The 15,017-nt window shown below is 61.6% G+C and carries 13 protein-coding genes and 1 other RNA gene; all 14 read left to right on the top strand.

The window, feature by feature from the left end:
- Positions 1-77 precede the first annotated feature (77 nt).
- Positions 78-785 (top strand): DnaJ family molecular chaperone, encoded by a 708-nt coding sequence (locus NXC14_RS14860; protein ID WP_085778791.1) that lies wholly within the window; start codon positions 78-80, stop codon positions 783-785.
- Positions 782-1,543: an N-acetylmuramoyl-L-alanine amidase gene (locus NXC14_RS14855; protein WP_085778790.1), complete on the top strand. Its 762-nt coding sequence runs from the start codon at positions 782-784 to the stop codon at positions 1,541-1,543. Before NXC14_RS14860 ends, NXC14_RS14855 begins: the two co-directional genes overlap by 4 nt.
- Before the next feature lie 261 nt (positions 1,544-1,804).
- Positions 1,805-2,428 (top strand): lytic transglycosylase domain-containing protein, encoded by a 624-nt coding sequence (locus tag NXC14_RS14850; protein WP_085778789.1) that lies wholly within the window; start codon positions 1,805-1,807, stop codon positions 2,426-2,428.
- A gap of 116 nt (positions 2,429-2,544) precedes the next feature.
- On the top strand, positions 2,545-3,732 hold the full coding sequence (locus NXC14_RS14845) for an FAD-binding oxidoreductase (RefSeq protein ID WP_085778788.1): 1,188 nt from the start codon (positions 2,545-2,547) through the stop codon (positions 3,730-3,732).
- 10 nt (positions 3,733-3,742) lie between these two features.
- Positions 3,743-4,918, top strand: coding sequence for an FAD-dependent oxidoreductase (locus NXC14_RS14840; protein ID WP_085778787.1), 1,176 nt, complete (start codon positions 3,743-3,745; stop codon positions 4,916-4,918).
- Positions 4,919-4,974: 56 nt separating this feature from the next.
- An RNA gene (gene rnpB, locus NXC14_RS14835) (RNase P RNA component class A) lies at positions 4,975-5,372 on the top strand.
- Positions 5,373-5,782: 410 nt separating this feature from the next.
- A complete protein-coding gene (gene mraZ / locus NXC14_RS14830) occupies positions 5,783-6,220 on the top strand; it encodes a division/cell wall cluster transcriptional repressor MraZ (RefSeq protein WP_221112217.1) in 438 nt (145 codons plus the stop codon).
- A gap of 17 nt (positions 6,221-6,237) precedes the next feature.
- On the top strand, positions 6,238-7,263 hold the full coding sequence (gene rsmH, locus NXC14_RS14825) for a 16S rRNA (cytosine(1402)-N(4))-methyltransferase RsmH (RefSeq protein ID WP_085778785.1): 1,026 nt from the start codon (positions 6,238-6,240) through the stop codon (positions 7,261-7,263).
- A 1-nt stretch (position 7,264) separates the two neighbouring features.
- Entirely contained in the window at positions 7,265-7,753 is a 489-nt protein-coding gene (locus tag NXC14_RS14820; protein ID WP_085778784.1) for a hypothetical protein, read from the top strand.
- Entirely contained in the window at positions 7,753-9,510 is a 1,758-nt protein-coding gene (locus tag NXC14_RS14815; protein WP_085778783.1) for a penicillin-binding protein 2, read from the top strand. Before NXC14_RS14820 ends, NXC14_RS14815 begins: the two co-directional genes overlap by 1 nt.
- Before the next feature lie 6 nt (positions 9,511-9,516).
- Complete coding sequence (locus NXC14_RS14810; RefSeq protein WP_198175455.1) at positions 9,517-11,037, top strand: UDP-N-acetylmuramoyl-L-alanyl-D-glutamate--2,6-diaminopimelate ligase; 1,521 nt, start codon at positions 9,517-9,519, stop codon at positions 11,035-11,037.
- Complete coding sequence (locus NXC14_RS14805) at positions 11,034-12,473, top strand: UDP-N-acetylmuramoylalanyl-D-glutamyl-2,6-diaminopimelate--D-alanyl-D-alanine ligase (protein WP_085778782.1); 1,440 nt, start codon at positions 11,034-11,036, stop codon at positions 12,471-12,473. Before NXC14_RS14810 ends, NXC14_RS14805 begins: the two co-directional genes overlap by 4 nt.
- Positions 12,474-12,495: 22 nt before the next feature.
- On the top strand, positions 12,496-13,596 hold the full coding sequence (gene mraY / locus NXC14_RS14800) for a phospho-N-acetylmuramoyl-pentapeptide-transferase (RefSeq protein ID WP_085778781.1): 1,101 nt from the start codon (positions 12,496-12,498) through the stop codon (positions 13,594-13,596).
- Between the two features lie 7 nt (positions 13,597-13,603).
- A complete protein-coding gene (gene murD, locus NXC14_RS14795; protein ID WP_085778780.1) occupies positions 13,604-15,016 on the top strand; it encodes a UDP-N-acetylmuramoyl-L-alanine--D-glutamate ligase in 1,413 nt (470 codons plus the stop codon).
- The last annotated feature ends 1 nt before the right edge of the window (position 15,017 follow it).

Genomic DNA, 15,017 nt, shown 5'->3' with positions numbered 1-15,017 from the left:
AATCGTCGCCTTGCAAAGGCTCAGATTCTTTGGTCAAGCTGATTGCTCATACTTGACAAGCGTGCGAGAGATTTTCGATGTCCTTCTGGGAAAAACTGTTGAATGCCATTGGCACTACCGCGGGCAATGCGCTTTCCGCGGTCGTCGAGGCAATCCGAACGGTTTTCGAAGGAGATCCCGAAACCCGGCGCAAAGTGGCGTTTTCCGTGGCGATCATTGCGCTTTCGGCCAAGATGGCCAAGGCCGACGGCGTCGTCAGCGAGAAAGAGGTCGAGGCCTTCCGCGAGATCTTCGAATTTCCCGAAGATCAGGCCAAGAATGTTGCCAGGCTCTATAATCTCGCGCGCCAGGATGTCGCCGGCTACGAAGCTTATGCCGAGCGGCTTTCGACGCTCTGCGTTACCTGCGCGGCCAATTGCCCGGTGCTGGAAGACGTGCTCGATGGCCTGTTCCACATTGCCAAGGCCGATGGGCTGATTCACGAGAAGGAGCTGAATTTCCTCAGCCATATCGCCGAGATCTTCCAGATGAGCGAGACACGTTTCGAGCAGATCGCCGCTCGCCACGTCTCGTCCGGCGGCGATCCCTACAAGGTGCTCGGCGTGTCGCCTTCCGACGATTTTCCGACGATCCGCCGCCGTTACCGCGGCCTCGTCAGCGAGCACCACCCAGATCGACTGATCTCGCGCGGGGTGCCGAAGGAGTTTCATTTGATCGCGAACGAGCGCATGGCGGCGCTGAACGCAGCCTATGCGGCGATCGAGAAGGAACGCCGCGCCGCATGACCTCTTTCGAGGCCGATTACCGAGGCGCTTACGTGCGGCCGTCTCCCAACCACGGCGAGCGGGCGGACGGGCGCCGTCCCGATATGATCCTGCTGCATTATACCGGTATGCCGACGGCCGATGGTGCGCTCGACTGGCTCTGTCGGGACGAGAGCCAGGTTTCCAGCCATTATTTCGTGCACGAGAATGGCGAGGTGATTCAGCTCGTGCCGGAGGCGCGGCGCGCCTGGCATGCGGGCAAGAGCAGCTGGCACGGCGAGAGCGATATCAATTCGCTGTCGATCGGGATCGAAATTGCCAATGCCGGTCATCCCGGCGGCCTTCCCGACTATCCGAAGGAGCAGATCGCAGCAGTCATCGAATTGTGTCGCGACTGTGTCAAACGTTGGTCGATTGCGCCGGAAAGAGTGCTCGGGCATTCCGATGTCGCACCGATTCGCAAGGTCGATCCGGGCGAAAAATTCCCATGGGCCGAGCTTCATCGGGCGGGTGTGGGCCATTGGGTCGAGCCAGCGACGATCACCGGTGGGCGTTTCTTTCAGCGCGGGGACGCCGGCCAACCGGTGGAAGCGCTGCAGTCGATGCTGTCGCTCTATGGTTACGGCACTGAAATTACGGGGGAATTCTCCCAGAAGACGGCGGGCGACGTGGAAGCCTTCCAGCGACATTTCCGGCCCGAACGGGTGGACGGGATTGCCGATTTCTCGACAATCGACACGCTGCACCGGCTGCTGTCGGCGCTACCGCGTTACTCCTGATTCTCGGAAATTACTGAGACGCGAAATTCCGCATTGCAGCGCGAAATTCGGCCTGCCACATCATTTCCCTATTATTTCCTCATTGCGATGGTCTAAGAACGTCCGCCAAGCGGTGCTCGGGGTTGTTTTTCGAGTTAAACCACGAGCGATATGTGAAACGATAAGAATTACCGTGAATCCCGATCGGTCCTTGATCTGGTATTCATTATGACAGCGAGGCGCGCGTCCGGAAATTCTTTGGGTCGGAGTGTTCAAGACTACATGAGAAAACTGATTGTTGTTGCTGCAACATGCGTTGGCATGGTGCTGGCGGGAAATAGCTTTGCGTTTGCGAATGATTGGGGTGTGCGAGCCGATGCGCCGGTGAAGAAAGTCGAGCGTCCTTTGAAGAAGGCAGAGCGTCCGTTGAAGAAAGCGGAACGTTCGGTCAAGCCGGCGAAGCGTCCGCTCAAGACGGCGGAACGCCCGCTGAAGACGGTCGAACGCCAGAGCGGTTATCCCGTCGCCAATGTTTCCGGCAATTCCTATTCCGCGCTGATCAGCAAATATGCGAACCAATATGCTGTACCGGTTGCGCTTGCGACCGCGGTCATCCGCGTCGAAAGCAATTTCAATCCGAATGCACGTGGCAGCCACGGTGAAATCGGCCTGATGCAGATAAAGCCTGCAACGGCCCGCATGATGGGTTATTCCGGCAGCGCCAAGGGGCTGTTCGATCCGGAAACCAACATCAAGTACGGCATGAAATATCTGGCTGCTGCTCATGATCTCGGTGGTGGAGAGACCTGCAACACCATCCTCAAGTATAATGCCGGCCACGGCGCAACGCGCATGAACCCGGTCTCGAAGACGTATTGCGGTAAGGTCCTGGCAATGCTCGACTGAGCCGCCGAGCGGACCGGAGGAAAATCCTCCGCCACTGTTTTTGCGATATGAATCGGCACGCGCGCCATGATATCCCAGCTCGAAACGAGGTGGGCCACCTCGAGATGAGGTGAGATATGGCAGTCGATTTCAGGTTCATCGTCATCGGGCGCGGCATGATGGGGGCGGCGGCGGCACGGCACCTCTCCTCCATGGCCGACGGCATCGCGCTGATCGGCCCGCCGGAGCCCGAGGAGCGCAAGGTCCATCACGGCGTCTTTGCCAGCCATTATGACGAAGCACGCATTACCCGCACCTTCGACGGCAATCTTGCCTGGGGAACCTTCGCCGCGCGGGCGCTCGGGCGCTACCGCGAGATCGAGGCGAAGAGCGGCATTTCCTTCTTTTCGGAAGTCGGCTGCCTCTTTACCGGTCCGCCGCCTAGGGATGAGCAGGATTTTCTTCTGAGGGCGCTGGCCGTCAGCCGAAGGCTCGGCAGCGATATCGAAACCGTCGCGCCGGCGGAGCTCGGGCAGCGTTTTCCCTATCTTACCCTCGGTCCTGATTTCATTGGGTATTTCGAGCGCAAGCGCGCCGGGCACATCAATCCGCGGGCCCTGGTGCGCGCGCAAGCCAAGCTTGCCGAGGAGGGCGGCGTCTTGCTGATCGACGCGACCGTGACGTCGGTGCGCGATACAGGCTCCCATGTCGAGGTGACGGCCGGCGACAGAAGCTACAGCGCCGAGCGCGTGTTGGTCGCGGCCGGGGCTTTCAGCAATTTCCATGCCCTGCTGCCGCGTCCCGTCGATTTGAGAGTGATGGCGCGCACCGTTGTCTTCTACGAAATCGGCGAGCGCGAGATGGCGGTTTTCGGCGACATGCCGTCGACCATCGTGCTTGGCGACCGGGAGGAGGACCACATCTATATCCTGCCGCCGGTGCGTTATCCCGACGGCAAGACCTATCTGAAGCTTGGCGGCGATACCGAAGCGCTTTCCTTCAGCCGGCTGGAAGAGGCCGGCACGTGGTTCCGTTCCGACGGCAGTGTGGCCGAGCGCGATCATCTCTCGCGCATCGCCCTGCAACTGATGCCGGAGCTTGCCGGCTGTCCGGCCACGTCGGCTCCGTGCGTGGCGAATTTCACGCCGACCGGTTATCCCTACGTCGGCTTCACGCCGTCGCCGCGGGTCGCAGTGCTGACCGGCGGCAATTTCGTCGCGGCCAAATCCTCCGATGAACTCGGGCGTCTCGGCGCCGTGCTTCTCAGGGAAGGGCGGCTCGGGGATGAGGATTTCGGCCGCGAGCTGACGCCAGTCTTCACTTGAGAGGAATATCATGGCAGTCGATTTCAAATATATCGTCGTCGGCCGCGGGCTGATGGGAGCCGCTGCCGCGCGGCATCTGGCGCGGCAGACGGATGGTGTCGCTGTGATCGGCCCGGACGAGCCTGGTGATCGCAAGGCGCATCAAGGCGTTTTCGCCAGCCATTACGACGAGGGGCGCATTACCCGCACCATCGATCCCGACCGCAACTGGGCGCTGCTCGCCAATCGCTCGATCGGTCGCTACCGGGAGATCGCGAACGAGAGCGGCATCGACTTCTATCGGGAGGCCGGCTGCGTCGTCGTCGCGCCTGATGGAAGCGATTATCTTGAAAGGACTCGGCAGGCCGCCGTTTCGCTCGGCGTCGAGACCAGGCTTCTGGACGTGGGCGGATTGAAGACTTCATTTCCCTTCTTTGCCTTTCCCGCCGGCAGTGCAGGTGTGTTCGAGGCGAGAGGCGCCGGACATATCAGTCCCCGCAAACTGGTGAATGCGCAATCACTGCTGGCAGAAAGGGCAGGCGCGACTGTCATCCGGGATCATGTGGTCTCGATCCGCGAGGAGGGCGGGCTGGCGACCGTCAACACTGCCGGAGGCCTCACCTATCGCGGTGAAAAGGTGCTGCTGGCGGCGGGCGGATTTTCCATTGCCGAGAATCTGTTGCCACGGCCAGTTGCCATGACGATTTATGGCCGGACCGTCACGCTATTCCAGGTCGGCGAGGCTGATGCGCTCCGGCTTGGGGCGATGCCGTCACTCATTCTCGACGTGCCCGGCATCCACATCTATCTGCTGCCGCCGATCCGTTATCCCGATGGCAAACTCTACCTGAAGATCGGCGGCGATCCCGACGATCTGATTTTACACAACGACATCGAGATGCGGGGCTGGTTCAGGACCGAAGGGCGCGAGAGCGTGCGCTCGCATCTGCAGCGCATCATCGCCGACCTCGTGCCTGATATGACGCCGCTGTCGATTTCGACGGCCGCCTGCGTCGTCTCGTTTACGGAAAGCAGCTATCCGATGATCGGCTATACCTCTTCGCCCAGGATTGCGGTGCTGACGGGCTGCGCCGGCACCTCGGCCAAGAGTTCGGACGAAATCGGCAGGCTCGGCGCGGAGCTGCTTTTGTCAGGCAGAATCAACGAACAGGGCTACTCCACGGATTTCACACCTAATTTCCGTTAAGCCTGTCCCCTATATTTCAGTAGCAATTACGGGCTCTCTCGTTTATGGGAGCCCTGCCAGTTGGCCGGGCAGCCGCGCTTTACCAATGCCGAAAGGCGGTAAGGTGAGGAAAGTCCGGGCTCCACGGAAACACGGTGCCGGATAACGTCCGGCGAGGGCGACCTCAGGGAAAGTGCCACAGAAAGCAAACCGCCTGTCATGACAGGTAAGGGTGAAAGGGTGGGGTAAGAGCCCACCGCATCTCCGGCAACGGATATGGCACGGTAAACCCCACCGGGAGCAAGACCGAATAGGGATGACGCGGCGGGCCGAAAGGCTCTCCGGCCGGTTTCCAGGCCAGTCATCCGGGTGGGTTGCGTGAGGCAGCGTGCGAGCGCTGCCCCAGAGGAATGGCTGCCACGTTCCGGTTCACGCCGGAGCCATACAGAACCCGGCTTACAGGCCAACTGGCGATTAACATCCGTGCTGCGGCAGGGCCGGGACTTCACCCTAAGCTGCTGAAACCAGCTGTTTTCAAGCTAAATTAATGCAGTTTTTGGTTGTTTGTTTGTGTCACGCTACCAATGCGCGCCAAGCTGAAAATGGCGCCGCTAACCCTTTGTTAAACTTAACAGCTTATAAATGTTTGATCATGCGTCCGTTGCAAAACGGGCGTATCCCATTGACGCCCATATGGTCCCATGCTATCCCAAATGCGCACTGCATCAGGGCAATCATTTGCCCATTCATCGCAAAGCAAAGGCGTCTTCCTTTCCGGATGCGTCGGGTGGGATTTGGTTCATCCGGCTTGCGAAGCTGTGCCTGATATTGGGACTTTCGGGCGTCTTTTTGTCCGGCTCCCTACGGAAACGGATGTTTCGAGTCATGAGCCGCTTCCTTTCGAACGCGACCAACAGGATCGACGCCAAGGGCAGGGTTTCCGTGCCTTCGGCATTCCGTTCCGTGCTGGCGCAGCGCAACGTCCAGGAGCTCTACTGTTTCCAGGACTTTGTGTTTCCGGCAATCAGCGTCGGTGGCCCGGATCTTCTCGAAAGATTCGAGCGGCAGATTGCTGCGGAAGATCCGTTTTCGCCGGACGCGAACGCGATGTCGCTTCTGATCCACGGAGGCGGGGTCTTCATGAAGCTCGATGCCGAGGGGCGGCTAATGGTCACGGATTTCATCCGCGACTTCACCGGCGTCTCGGACGAAGTGACCTTCGTCGGTCGGGCGGATCATTTTCAGCTCTGGCAGCCGCAGGTATTCTTGGCTGCGCAGGCGCAGGCACGAGGGGAGCGCAAGCTGGCGGGCAAGCGTTCCTGAAGGAACGAGGGAACGGAATGGTGACGAATCCTGGCGGAGGTTCAGCTGATGCCGGTGGCGGACCGGTTCGTCACATTCCTGTTCTTCTCAATGAAGTCCTCGCGGCGCTCTCGCCCGCACCCGGCAAGCTCATTCTCGACGGTACATTCGGCGCGGGTGGTTATAGCGCGGCCATTCTTGCGGCCGGCGCCGAGGTGATCGCGCTCGATCGCGATCCCAGCGCAATTGCCGCAGGCCAGGCCATGGTTGCCGCCCATGCCGGTCGTCTCACGCTCATTCACTCGCAGTTCTCGAATCTCGCCGATCATGCGCCGCGGGGCGGGCTCGACGGCGTCGTGCTCGATATCGGCGTCTCTTCCATGCAGATCGATGAGCCCGAGCGCGGCTTCTCCTTCCAGAAGAGCGGGCCGCTCGACATGCGCATGTCGGCAACAGGTGTTTCGGCCGCCGATGTCGTCAATCGCGCCAAGGTCGCGGATCTGATCCGCATCTTCCATTTTCTCGGTGAGGAAAACCAAGCGCCGCGAATCGCACATGCGATTGAGAAGCGGCGCGAGGAAAAGCCCTTCGAAACGACCCGCGATCTTGCCGGCCTCATCGAGCTGGTCACCCCGCGCAAGATGAAGGACAAGATCCATCCCGCGACGCGCGTCTTCCAGGCCTTGCGCATTTTCGTCAATGACGAACTCGGGGAACTGGCGCAGGCATTGTTTGCGGCGGAACGAGCTCTGAAGCCCGGCGGCCGGCTCGTCGTCGTGACCTTTCATTCGCTTGAAGACCGCATCGTCAAGAAATTCTTCTCCGACCGCGCCGGCAAGGCGACGGGCTCGCGGCACCTGCCGGCCGCACATGAGCGGGCGGCGACCTTCACGGCGATCGGCAAGCCGATGGTCTCGGCGAGCGAGGCGGAGGCCGAAGCCAATCCGCGCGCCCGCTCCGCCAAGCTGCGCGCAGGCCTGCGGACGGAGGCGGCCGCCGAGGCGGCGGATATGTCGCTCTTCGGGTTTCCCAATCTTGCCTCTCTCGGAAAGCTCGGAGGTTGACATGCTGAAAACGTTCGATCTCGTGCTCATCGGCGTCATGACGGCGACTGCCGCCGTCACCTACACGATCAAGCATCGCGCCGAATTGAAGCTCGAGGAGGTTCATCGCCTCGAAGCCGAGATCAAACTCGAGAAGGACACAATCGATCTTCTCAAGGCCGATTGGGCGCTGCAATCGCAGCCGAACCGGCTGGAGCGGCTGGTCAACGCCTACAATGCGGAATTGCAGCTGCAGCCGACGGATTCGACGGCGCTCGTGCATGCGAAGGAGCTGCCGATGCTGAAATCCGAGGTTCCGGTACCCGACGTAACGGAGGCCAAAGCCGGTGCCAAGGGTGCGACCGTGGCCAGCGCCAAAGGCGCGACCGGCAAAGCGCAGCCCCCGCCGATGCCCGTGCCACGCGGCGCGGCACAGCAGCGCGACGCTGTCGAGCAGCGTGGTGTGGTGGCGGATGAAGCAGACGAGATCGAAACGGGGTCGGTGGAATAATGTCGTTTCTTTCCCGCATCATGGTCCTGAAGAGCCAGGCGCATTTCTCCGCCGGCGTCTATAACCGCTTCGGCGGCCCTTCTGCCGGCGTGGCCATCGAGGGGTCGCGCAAGAAGAAGACGGGGCAGGCAAAAAGCCGCGTAGGGCTGCTGATCCTTGGCTTCATGGGTGTCTATGTCGTCATCGGTGGCCGTCTGGTCGAATATGCCATGAAGGATCAGGAGGTCGTCTCCAGCATCCTGCCGCCCGACCGGCTGATGGCCTCGCGGCCCGACATTCTCGATCGCAACGGCGAGGTGCTGGCGACCGACATCCGAACGGTCTCGCTGTTTGCCGAGCCGAACAAGATCGTTGACGTCGACGAGGCGGTGGAGAAGCTTGCAACTGTTCTGCCGGAGCTCGACGTCAAGGACACCTACAAGAAGCTTTCCGTCAAGAGCTCGCATTTCGCCTGGCTGCGCCGGCAGCTGACGCCGAAGCAGCAGAGCCAGATCCTGGCGCTCGGCATTCCCGGCATCGGCTTCCGGCCGGAGAAGCGCCGCTTCTATCCCGGCGGCTCGACCGCGGCGCACATCCTCGGCTATGTCAACATCGACAACCGCGGCGTGGCCGGCATGGAGAAGTTTATCGACGACCAAGGGCTCGCCGATCTCGCCTCGGTCGGGATGACGAGCGACCAGCCGCTCGAGCCGGTGCGGCTGTCGATCGACCTGCGCGTGCAGAACATCGTTCGCGATGCGGTTGTCAACGCCGTCAACAATTTCCAGTCCAAGGGGGCCGGCGCGGCTGTTATCGACGTGCACACCGGGGAAGTGCTCGGCATGGCATCGGCCCCCGACTTCGATCCGAACAATCCGCAGGAGGGCGCCAAGGAAGGCTGGCTCAACCGGATGACGAACGGCACCTTCGAAATGGGGTCGACGTTCAAGACCTTCTCGCTGGCGATGGCGCTCGACAGCGGCAAGGTGAAGATGTCGGACACGTTCGACGCCAGCAAGCCGATCTATATCGGCGGCTTCACCATCCATGACTTTCACGGGCAGCGCCGCTGGCTGACTGTTCCCGAAATCTTCCAGTACTCCTCGAACATCGGCACGGCGCGCGTGATCGATCTCGTCGGCATCGACTCGCAGAAGGATTATCTGACCAAACTCGGCCTGTTGACGAAGATGCAGACCGAGTTGCCGGAAGTGAAGATGCCGAGCCAGCCGCGTGTCTGGAAGAAAATCAATTCGATCACGATTTCCTTCGGTCACGGTGTTTCGACGACCGCGCTGCAGACGGGCGTGGCGGCAGCTGCTCTGGTGAACGGCGGCAAACTGATCGAGCCGACATTCCTGCCGCGCACCCGCGAAGAGGCCGATCAGATCGCCAAGCAGGTGCTCAAGAAGTCGACCAGCGACGAAGTGCGCTACCTTCTGGATTTCAATGGCTACAAGGGGTCGGGGCGCGTCGCCCGCGTGCCGGGCTTTGCCGTCGGCAGCAAGACCGGTACGGCGGACAAGGTGGTGAACGGGCGTTATTCCTCGACGCTCAACTTCAACTCCTTCATCTCCGCCTTCCCGATCGATAATCCCCAATATGTCGTCATCACCTTCTGCGACGAGCCGAAAACAGGCGAAAAGCAATATGGTGGAACGATCTCCGCCGGTACTGCCGGCCCGATCGCTCGTGAGATCATCCGCCGCGCGGCTCCCATTCTCGGCATCGAGCCGAAATTTGGGGAGGGCGGTTCGGCCTTGCTGGTGTCTTATTGAGTGTGAATGAATACCGACGCCGATTCGCGAGGGGTGAACCGGCTTCAAGAGAGAAAAGTGCGTTCGATGAAATTGCGAGACCTGGCCGGAGATCAGTTTCCGGAACTTGAAGCACAGCTCGAAGGCCCGGCAGGCTTGCTTGATATCTCAGGCCTGTCTTCGGATAGCCGCAAGGTGGAACCGGGCATTGCTTTTGTCGCGGTCGCCGGCACCAAGGCGGATGGCGCGGGCTTCATCGCGGATGCCGCCGGCCGCGGGGCCGCCGTCGCGATCACCTCCCAGGCTGTCGATGCTCCCATCCCGGTGCTTGCGGTCAAAGAACCGCGCCGCTTTCTTTCCATCGCCGCCGCCCGCTTTTACGGCAGGCAGCCTGAAACCATGGTCGCCGTCACCGGCACGGCAGGCAAGACTTCGGTCGCCTCTTTTACCCGCCAGATCTGGGCACATGCCGGTCATGCAGCCGCGATGATCGGCACAACAGGTGTCGTTTCGCCGACGCGCAATGAATATGGCGCGCTGACGACGCCGGATCCGGTGTCGTTGCACAAACTGCTGGCCGAGCTCGCCGACGAGGGTGTTACGCATGCCTCGATGGAGGCTTCCAGTCACGGCCTCGACCAGTGCCGTCTCGACGGTGTCAGGCTCGCCGCCGCAGCCTTCACCAATCTCGGCCGCGATCACATGGATTATCATCCCACGATCGAGGCCTACATGTCCGCCAAGATGCGGCTGTTCGATACGCTGCTGCCGAAGGGTGCGCCGGCGGTCGTCTTCGCGGACGATCCGTGGTCGGCGCAGGCCATCAAGGTGGCTGCCGATGCCGGTCATGACGTCCGCACCGTCGGGCGCAAGGGTCAATATCTGTCGCTGAAACGCGTCGAGCATTTCCGCCACAAGCAGACGGCCGAGATCCATATCGGTGACGAGATCTTCGAGGTGGATATTCCACTGGCCGGCGATTTCCAGGTCGCCAATGCGCTGGTCGCGGCAGGCCTTGCCATGTCCACGGGGGTCGAGCCGAAGGTCGCGATGGCGGCGCTTGAAAAACTGGTCGGCGCGTCCGGCCGCCTCGAACTGGTCGGCCATACCAAAGATGGCGCACTTGCTTATGTCGATTATGCCCACAAGCCGGATGCGTTGGAAAATGTGCTGAATTCGGTGAGGCCCTTCACCACCGGCCGCGTCATCGTCGTCTTCGGCTGCGGCGGCGACCGCGACCGCGGCAAGCGGCCGATCATGGGTGAAATCGCCTGCCGCCTTGCCGATGTCGTGATCGTCACCGACGATAATCCGCGTTCGGAGGAGCCGGCTGCGATCCGGGCCGAGATCATGGCGGCAGCAGGTTGCGCCTCCGAGATCGGCGATCGCGCCACGGCTATCCGTGAGGCGGTTGGCATGCTGAAATCCGGCGATACGCTGATCGTCGCCGGCAAGGGGCACGAGGAAGGGCAGACGATCGGGAGCGTCACACTGCCGTTCTCCGATCATGCGGAGGTGCGCAAGGCCTTGGAGGAACTGAAATCTTGAGCTGGCTCTGGACGACCGAGGACATGATTGCAGCAATGGCGGGGCGCCCTTTCGGCACTTTGCCCGAAGGCATCACCGGCATTTCCATCGACAGCCGCTCCGTTACATCAGGCGAAGCGTTCTTCGCCATCAAGGGTGACCGTGTCGACGGTCACGACTATGCATCGATGGCGATGGCGAACGGCGCTTCGCTTCTCGTCGTCAGCGAGGCGAGGCTTCCTGCCCTCGGCCGCCTGACGGTACCGATGATCGTCGTCGACGACGTGCTGGCGGCACTCGGGCGTCTGGGGCAGGCTTCTCGCGAGCGCTCGCGGGCAAAGATCATCGCCGTCACCGGTTCCGTCGGCAAGACGACCACCAAGGAGATGCTGCGGCACGTGCTGTCGCCATCGGGCAAGGTGCACGCCTCCGTCGCTTCCTTCAACAATCACTGGGGTGTGCCGCTGACACTGGCGCGGATGCCTGATGACACGGATTACGGCGTCTTCGAAGTCGGAATGAATCATCCCGGCGAGATCCGACCGCTGGTGGCCATGATCCGTCCCGATGTCGCCGTCATCACGACGATCGCACCGGCGCATCTCGGCAATTTCAAGAGCATAAAGGAGATCGCTGCCGCGAAAGCAGAGATCTTCGAGGGGCTCGAGCCCGGCGGCCATGTTGTGCTCAACCGGGACAATGACCAGTTCAATTTCCTCGATCGAACGGCGCAGTCGCTCGGCATCGAGCATATTCATTCCTTCGGCCAGCATGCCAAGGCGGAATTCCGGCTCGCGGAATTCAACGGTGCGGACGAGAATTCGACACTATGGCTGACGATCGGCGGAGAGACGCTGGAGGTGGCGATCGGTGCGCCGGGCCGCCATATCGCCGAAAATGCGCTCGCTGCCCTCGGTGTCGTCACGATCGTCGGCGCCGATCTGGACAAGGCGATTGCGGCACTTGCGACGCTGAAGCCGGAAAAGGGCAGGGGCAAACGCCACCGGCTGTCGATCGGCGGCGGTAACGGCAGCTTCACGCTGATCGACGAGAGCTACAATGCCAATCCCGCCTCGATACGGGCGGCGATCGCGTTGCTCGCAGCTGCCGAGCCGACTGGGCGCGGACGCCGTATCGCCGTGCTCGGAGACATGCTCGAGATGGGCGAGTATGCCGAAAAGGTCCACAGCGATCTCGCCGGACCGCTGCTTGCGGCCGGCATCGAACATGTCTGGCTCGCAGGCGCCGAAATGACTGCGCTGAAGGAATCACTGCCGGAAAGCGTCCACGTCCAGTATTGCGAAAAGACGGACGACATGACGGACTATGTCTTGAATTCGGTCGCACCGGGCGACGTGTTGATGGTGAAATCGTCTCTGGGCATTGGTTTCGGCAAGATCGTCGCCGCGCTCCTTGACAAGTTCCCGGCATTTGCCGACACGCAACGCGAACTTTGATCGGGTAAACAAGGGGCCCTGAATGCTGATCTGGCTTGTCGAACTGTCGGAATATTTCAAATTTCTGAATCTGTTCAGATATATCACTTTCCGCACAGGGGCCGCTCTCTTCACCTCCGCATTGATCGTCTTCCTGTTTGGGCCGACGATCATCAATTCGCTGCGCATCCGCCAGGGCAAGGGCCAACCGATCCGCGCCGACGGGCCGCAGACGCATTTCAAGAAGGCCGGCACGCCGACCATGGGCGGCCTGATGATCCTGGCCGGCATCGTCGGCGCTTCGCTGCTCTGGGCCGATCTTTCCAACGTCTATGTCGTCGCCACGCTGCTGGTGACGCTGGGATTCGGGGCGATCGGCTTTTATGACGATTATCTCAAGGTGACCAAGCAGAGTCACAAGGGCTTCTCCGGCAAGGCGCGCCTCGGCATCGAGTTCGTCATTGCCGGTATTGCGGTCTATTTCATGATGCGCACGGCCCTTGCCTCCGGGGCGGCGGGCTCGACCTTTGGCTCTTCAATCGCCTTTCCATTCTTCAAGGACTTCCTGATCAATCTCGGCATTATGTTCGTCGTCTTCGGCGGATTCGTTATCGTCGGTGCCGGCAATGCCGTGAACCTGACGGATGGCCTCGATGGGCTTGCCATCGTGCCTGTGATGATCGCCGCCGCCTCTTTCGGCGTCATCGCCTATCTCGCCGGCAACGTCGTGTTTGCGAACTACCTGCAGATCAATTTCGTGCCCGGCACCGGCGAGCTTGCCGTCGTGCTCGGCGCCGTCATCGGCGCCGGCCTCGGCTTCCTTTGGTTCAACGCGCCTCCCGCCGCCATCTTCATGGGCGATACGGGCTCGCTTGCGCTCGGCGGCACCATCGGCACCGTTGCCGTCGCCACCAAACATGAGATCGTCATGGCAATCATCGGCGGTCTTTTCGTCATGGAGACGCTGTCGGTCATCATCCAGGTGGGCTTTTTCAAGATGACCGGCCGGCGCGTCTTCCTAATGGCGCCGATCCATCATCACTTCGAGAAGAAGGGCTGGACCGAGAGCCAGGTGGTGATCCGTTTCTGGATCATCGCCGTCGGCCTCGCTCTGCTCGGCCTCTCGACGCTGAAACTCCGGTGAGGCGGCGATGATCCCGGTCACGACGCTCAAGGACAAGAAGGTCGCGCTCTTCGGGCTCGGCGGCTCCGGTTTTGCCACTGCCCGCGCGCTGGTCGCCGGCGGCGCCGAGGTGACGGCCTGGGACGACAATCCCGACAGCGTCGCCAAGGCGTCGGCGGAAGGCATCCGGACGGAGGATCTGCACAATATCGACTGGGGTCAGCAGGCGCTGTTCGTGCTGTCGCCCGGCGTGCCGCTCACCCATCCGAAGCCGCACTGGACAGTGGACCTTGCGCGGGCGGCCGGCGTCGACATCGTCGGCGACGTCGAGCTCTTCGTGCGCGAGCGCCGCGCCCATGCGCCGGATTGCCCCTTCATCGCCATAACAGGCACCAACGGCAAATCGACGACGACGGCGCTGATCGCCCACATACTGAAATCCGCCGGCTACGACACCCAGCTCGGCGGCAATATCGGCACGGCGGTGCTGACGCTCGATCCGCCGAAGGCGGGACGTTATTACGTCGTCGAATGCTCTTCCTACCAGATCGATCTGGCGCCGACGCTGAACCCTTCCGCGGGCATCCTGCTCAATCTGACGCCCGATCATCTCGACCGTCACGGCACGATGCAGCACTACGCCGACGTCAAGGAACGCATGGTTGCGGGCAGCGATGTCGCGATTGTTGGCATCGACGACAGCCATTCGGCATTGATCGCGGACCGCATCGAGCGGGCTAATGTCAAAGTGGTCCGTATCTCGCGCCGGAGTGCGGTGGCTGACGGTATTTATGCCGAGGGCACCAAGCTCGTTCAAGCCGCCGGCGGCGCCATGCTGCCTTTCGCCGATCTCGACGGCATCCAGACGCTGCGTGGCAGCCACAATGCGCAGAATGCCGCCGCGGCGGTTGCCGCCTGCCTTGCCATCAGGGTTTCCGCCGACGCCATCCGCGCCGGCCTCGTCTCCTTCCCCGGCCTTAAGCATCGCATGCAGCCTGTGGGCAAACGAGGCCGCGTCGTCTTCGTCAACGATTCGAAGGCGACGAATGCCGATGCGGCCGCACCGGCGCTTTCGAGCTACGATCGCATCTACTGGATTGCCGGCGGCTTGCCGAAGGCGGGCGGCATCACGACGCTGGCGCCCTATTTCCCGCGCATCGCCAAGGCCTATCTGATCGGCGAGGCGGCGGCGGAGTTCGCCGCCACCCTCGGCGAGGCCGTGCCCTACGAGATCTCCGGCACGCTGGAGCGCGCAGTCGTACATGCGGCGGCCGATGCGGAGCGCGACGAAGCTGCTGCTTCCGCCGTGATGTTATCCCCGGCTTGCGCAAGCTTCGACCAGTATAAGAATTTCGAAGTCAGGGGCGATGCCTTCGTCAGCCATGTGGCCTCCCTTGACGGAATGACGATGCTGATCGATCCGGCAATAGGAGAGAAATGAC

Source organism: Rhizobium sp. NXC14, from assembly GCF_002117485.1.
GTDB lineage: Bacteria > Pseudomonadota > Alphaproteobacteria > Rhizobiales > Rhizobiaceae > Rhizobium.
This window is presented reverse-complemented; position numbering and strand designations above follow the sequence as displayed.

Excerpts from the sequence above, each read along its gene's own strand:
- NXC14_RS14820 (WP_085778784.1), top strand. The coding sequence starts at position 7,265 with ATGCTGAAAACGTTCGATCTCGTGCTCATCGGCGTCATGACGGCGACT.
- NXC14_RS14840 (WP_085778787.1), top strand. The coding sequence starts at position 3,743 with ATGGCAGTCGATTTCAAATATATCGTCGTCGGCCGCGGGCTGATGGGA.
- rsmH (WP_085778785.1), top strand. The coding sequence starts at position 6,238 with ATGGTGACGAATCCTGGCGGAGGTTCAGCTGATGCCGGTGGCGGACCG.
- NXC14_RS14815 (WP_085778783.1), top strand. The coding sequence starts at position 7,753 with ATGTCGTTTCTTTCCCGCATCATGGTCCTGAAGAGCCAGGCGCATTTC.
- NXC14_RS14810 (WP_198175455.1), top strand. The coding sequence starts at position 9,517 with ATGAATACCGACGCCGATTCGCGAGGGGTGAACCGGCTTCAAGAGAGA.
- murD (WP_085778780.1), top strand. The coding sequence starts at position 13,604 with ATGATCCCGGTCACGACGCTCAAGGACAAGAAGGTCGCGCTCTTCGGG.
- mraY (WP_085778781.1), top strand. The coding sequence starts at position 12,496 with ATGCTGATCTGGCTTGTCGAACTGTCGGAATATTTCAAATTTCTGAAT.
- NXC14_RS14850 (WP_085778789.1), top strand. The coding sequence starts at position 1,805 with ATGAGAAAACTGATTGTTGTTGCTGCAACATGCGTTGGCATGGTGCTG.
- NXC14_RS14845 (WP_085778788.1), top strand. The coding sequence starts at position 2,545 with ATGGCAGTCGATTTCAGGTTCATCGTCATCGGGCGCGGCATGATGGGG.
- NXC14_RS14860 (WP_085778791.1), top strand. The coding sequence starts at position 78 with ATGTCCTTCTGGGAAAAACTGTTGAATGCCATTGGCACTACCGCGGGC.
- NXC14_RS14855 (WP_085778790.1), top strand. The coding sequence starts at position 782 with ATGACCTCTTTCGAGGCCGATTACCGAGGCGCTTACGTGCGGCCGTCT.
- mraZ (WP_221112217.1), top strand. The coding sequence starts at position 5,783 with ATGAGCCGCTTCCTTTCGAACGCGACCAACAGGATCGACGCCAAGGGC.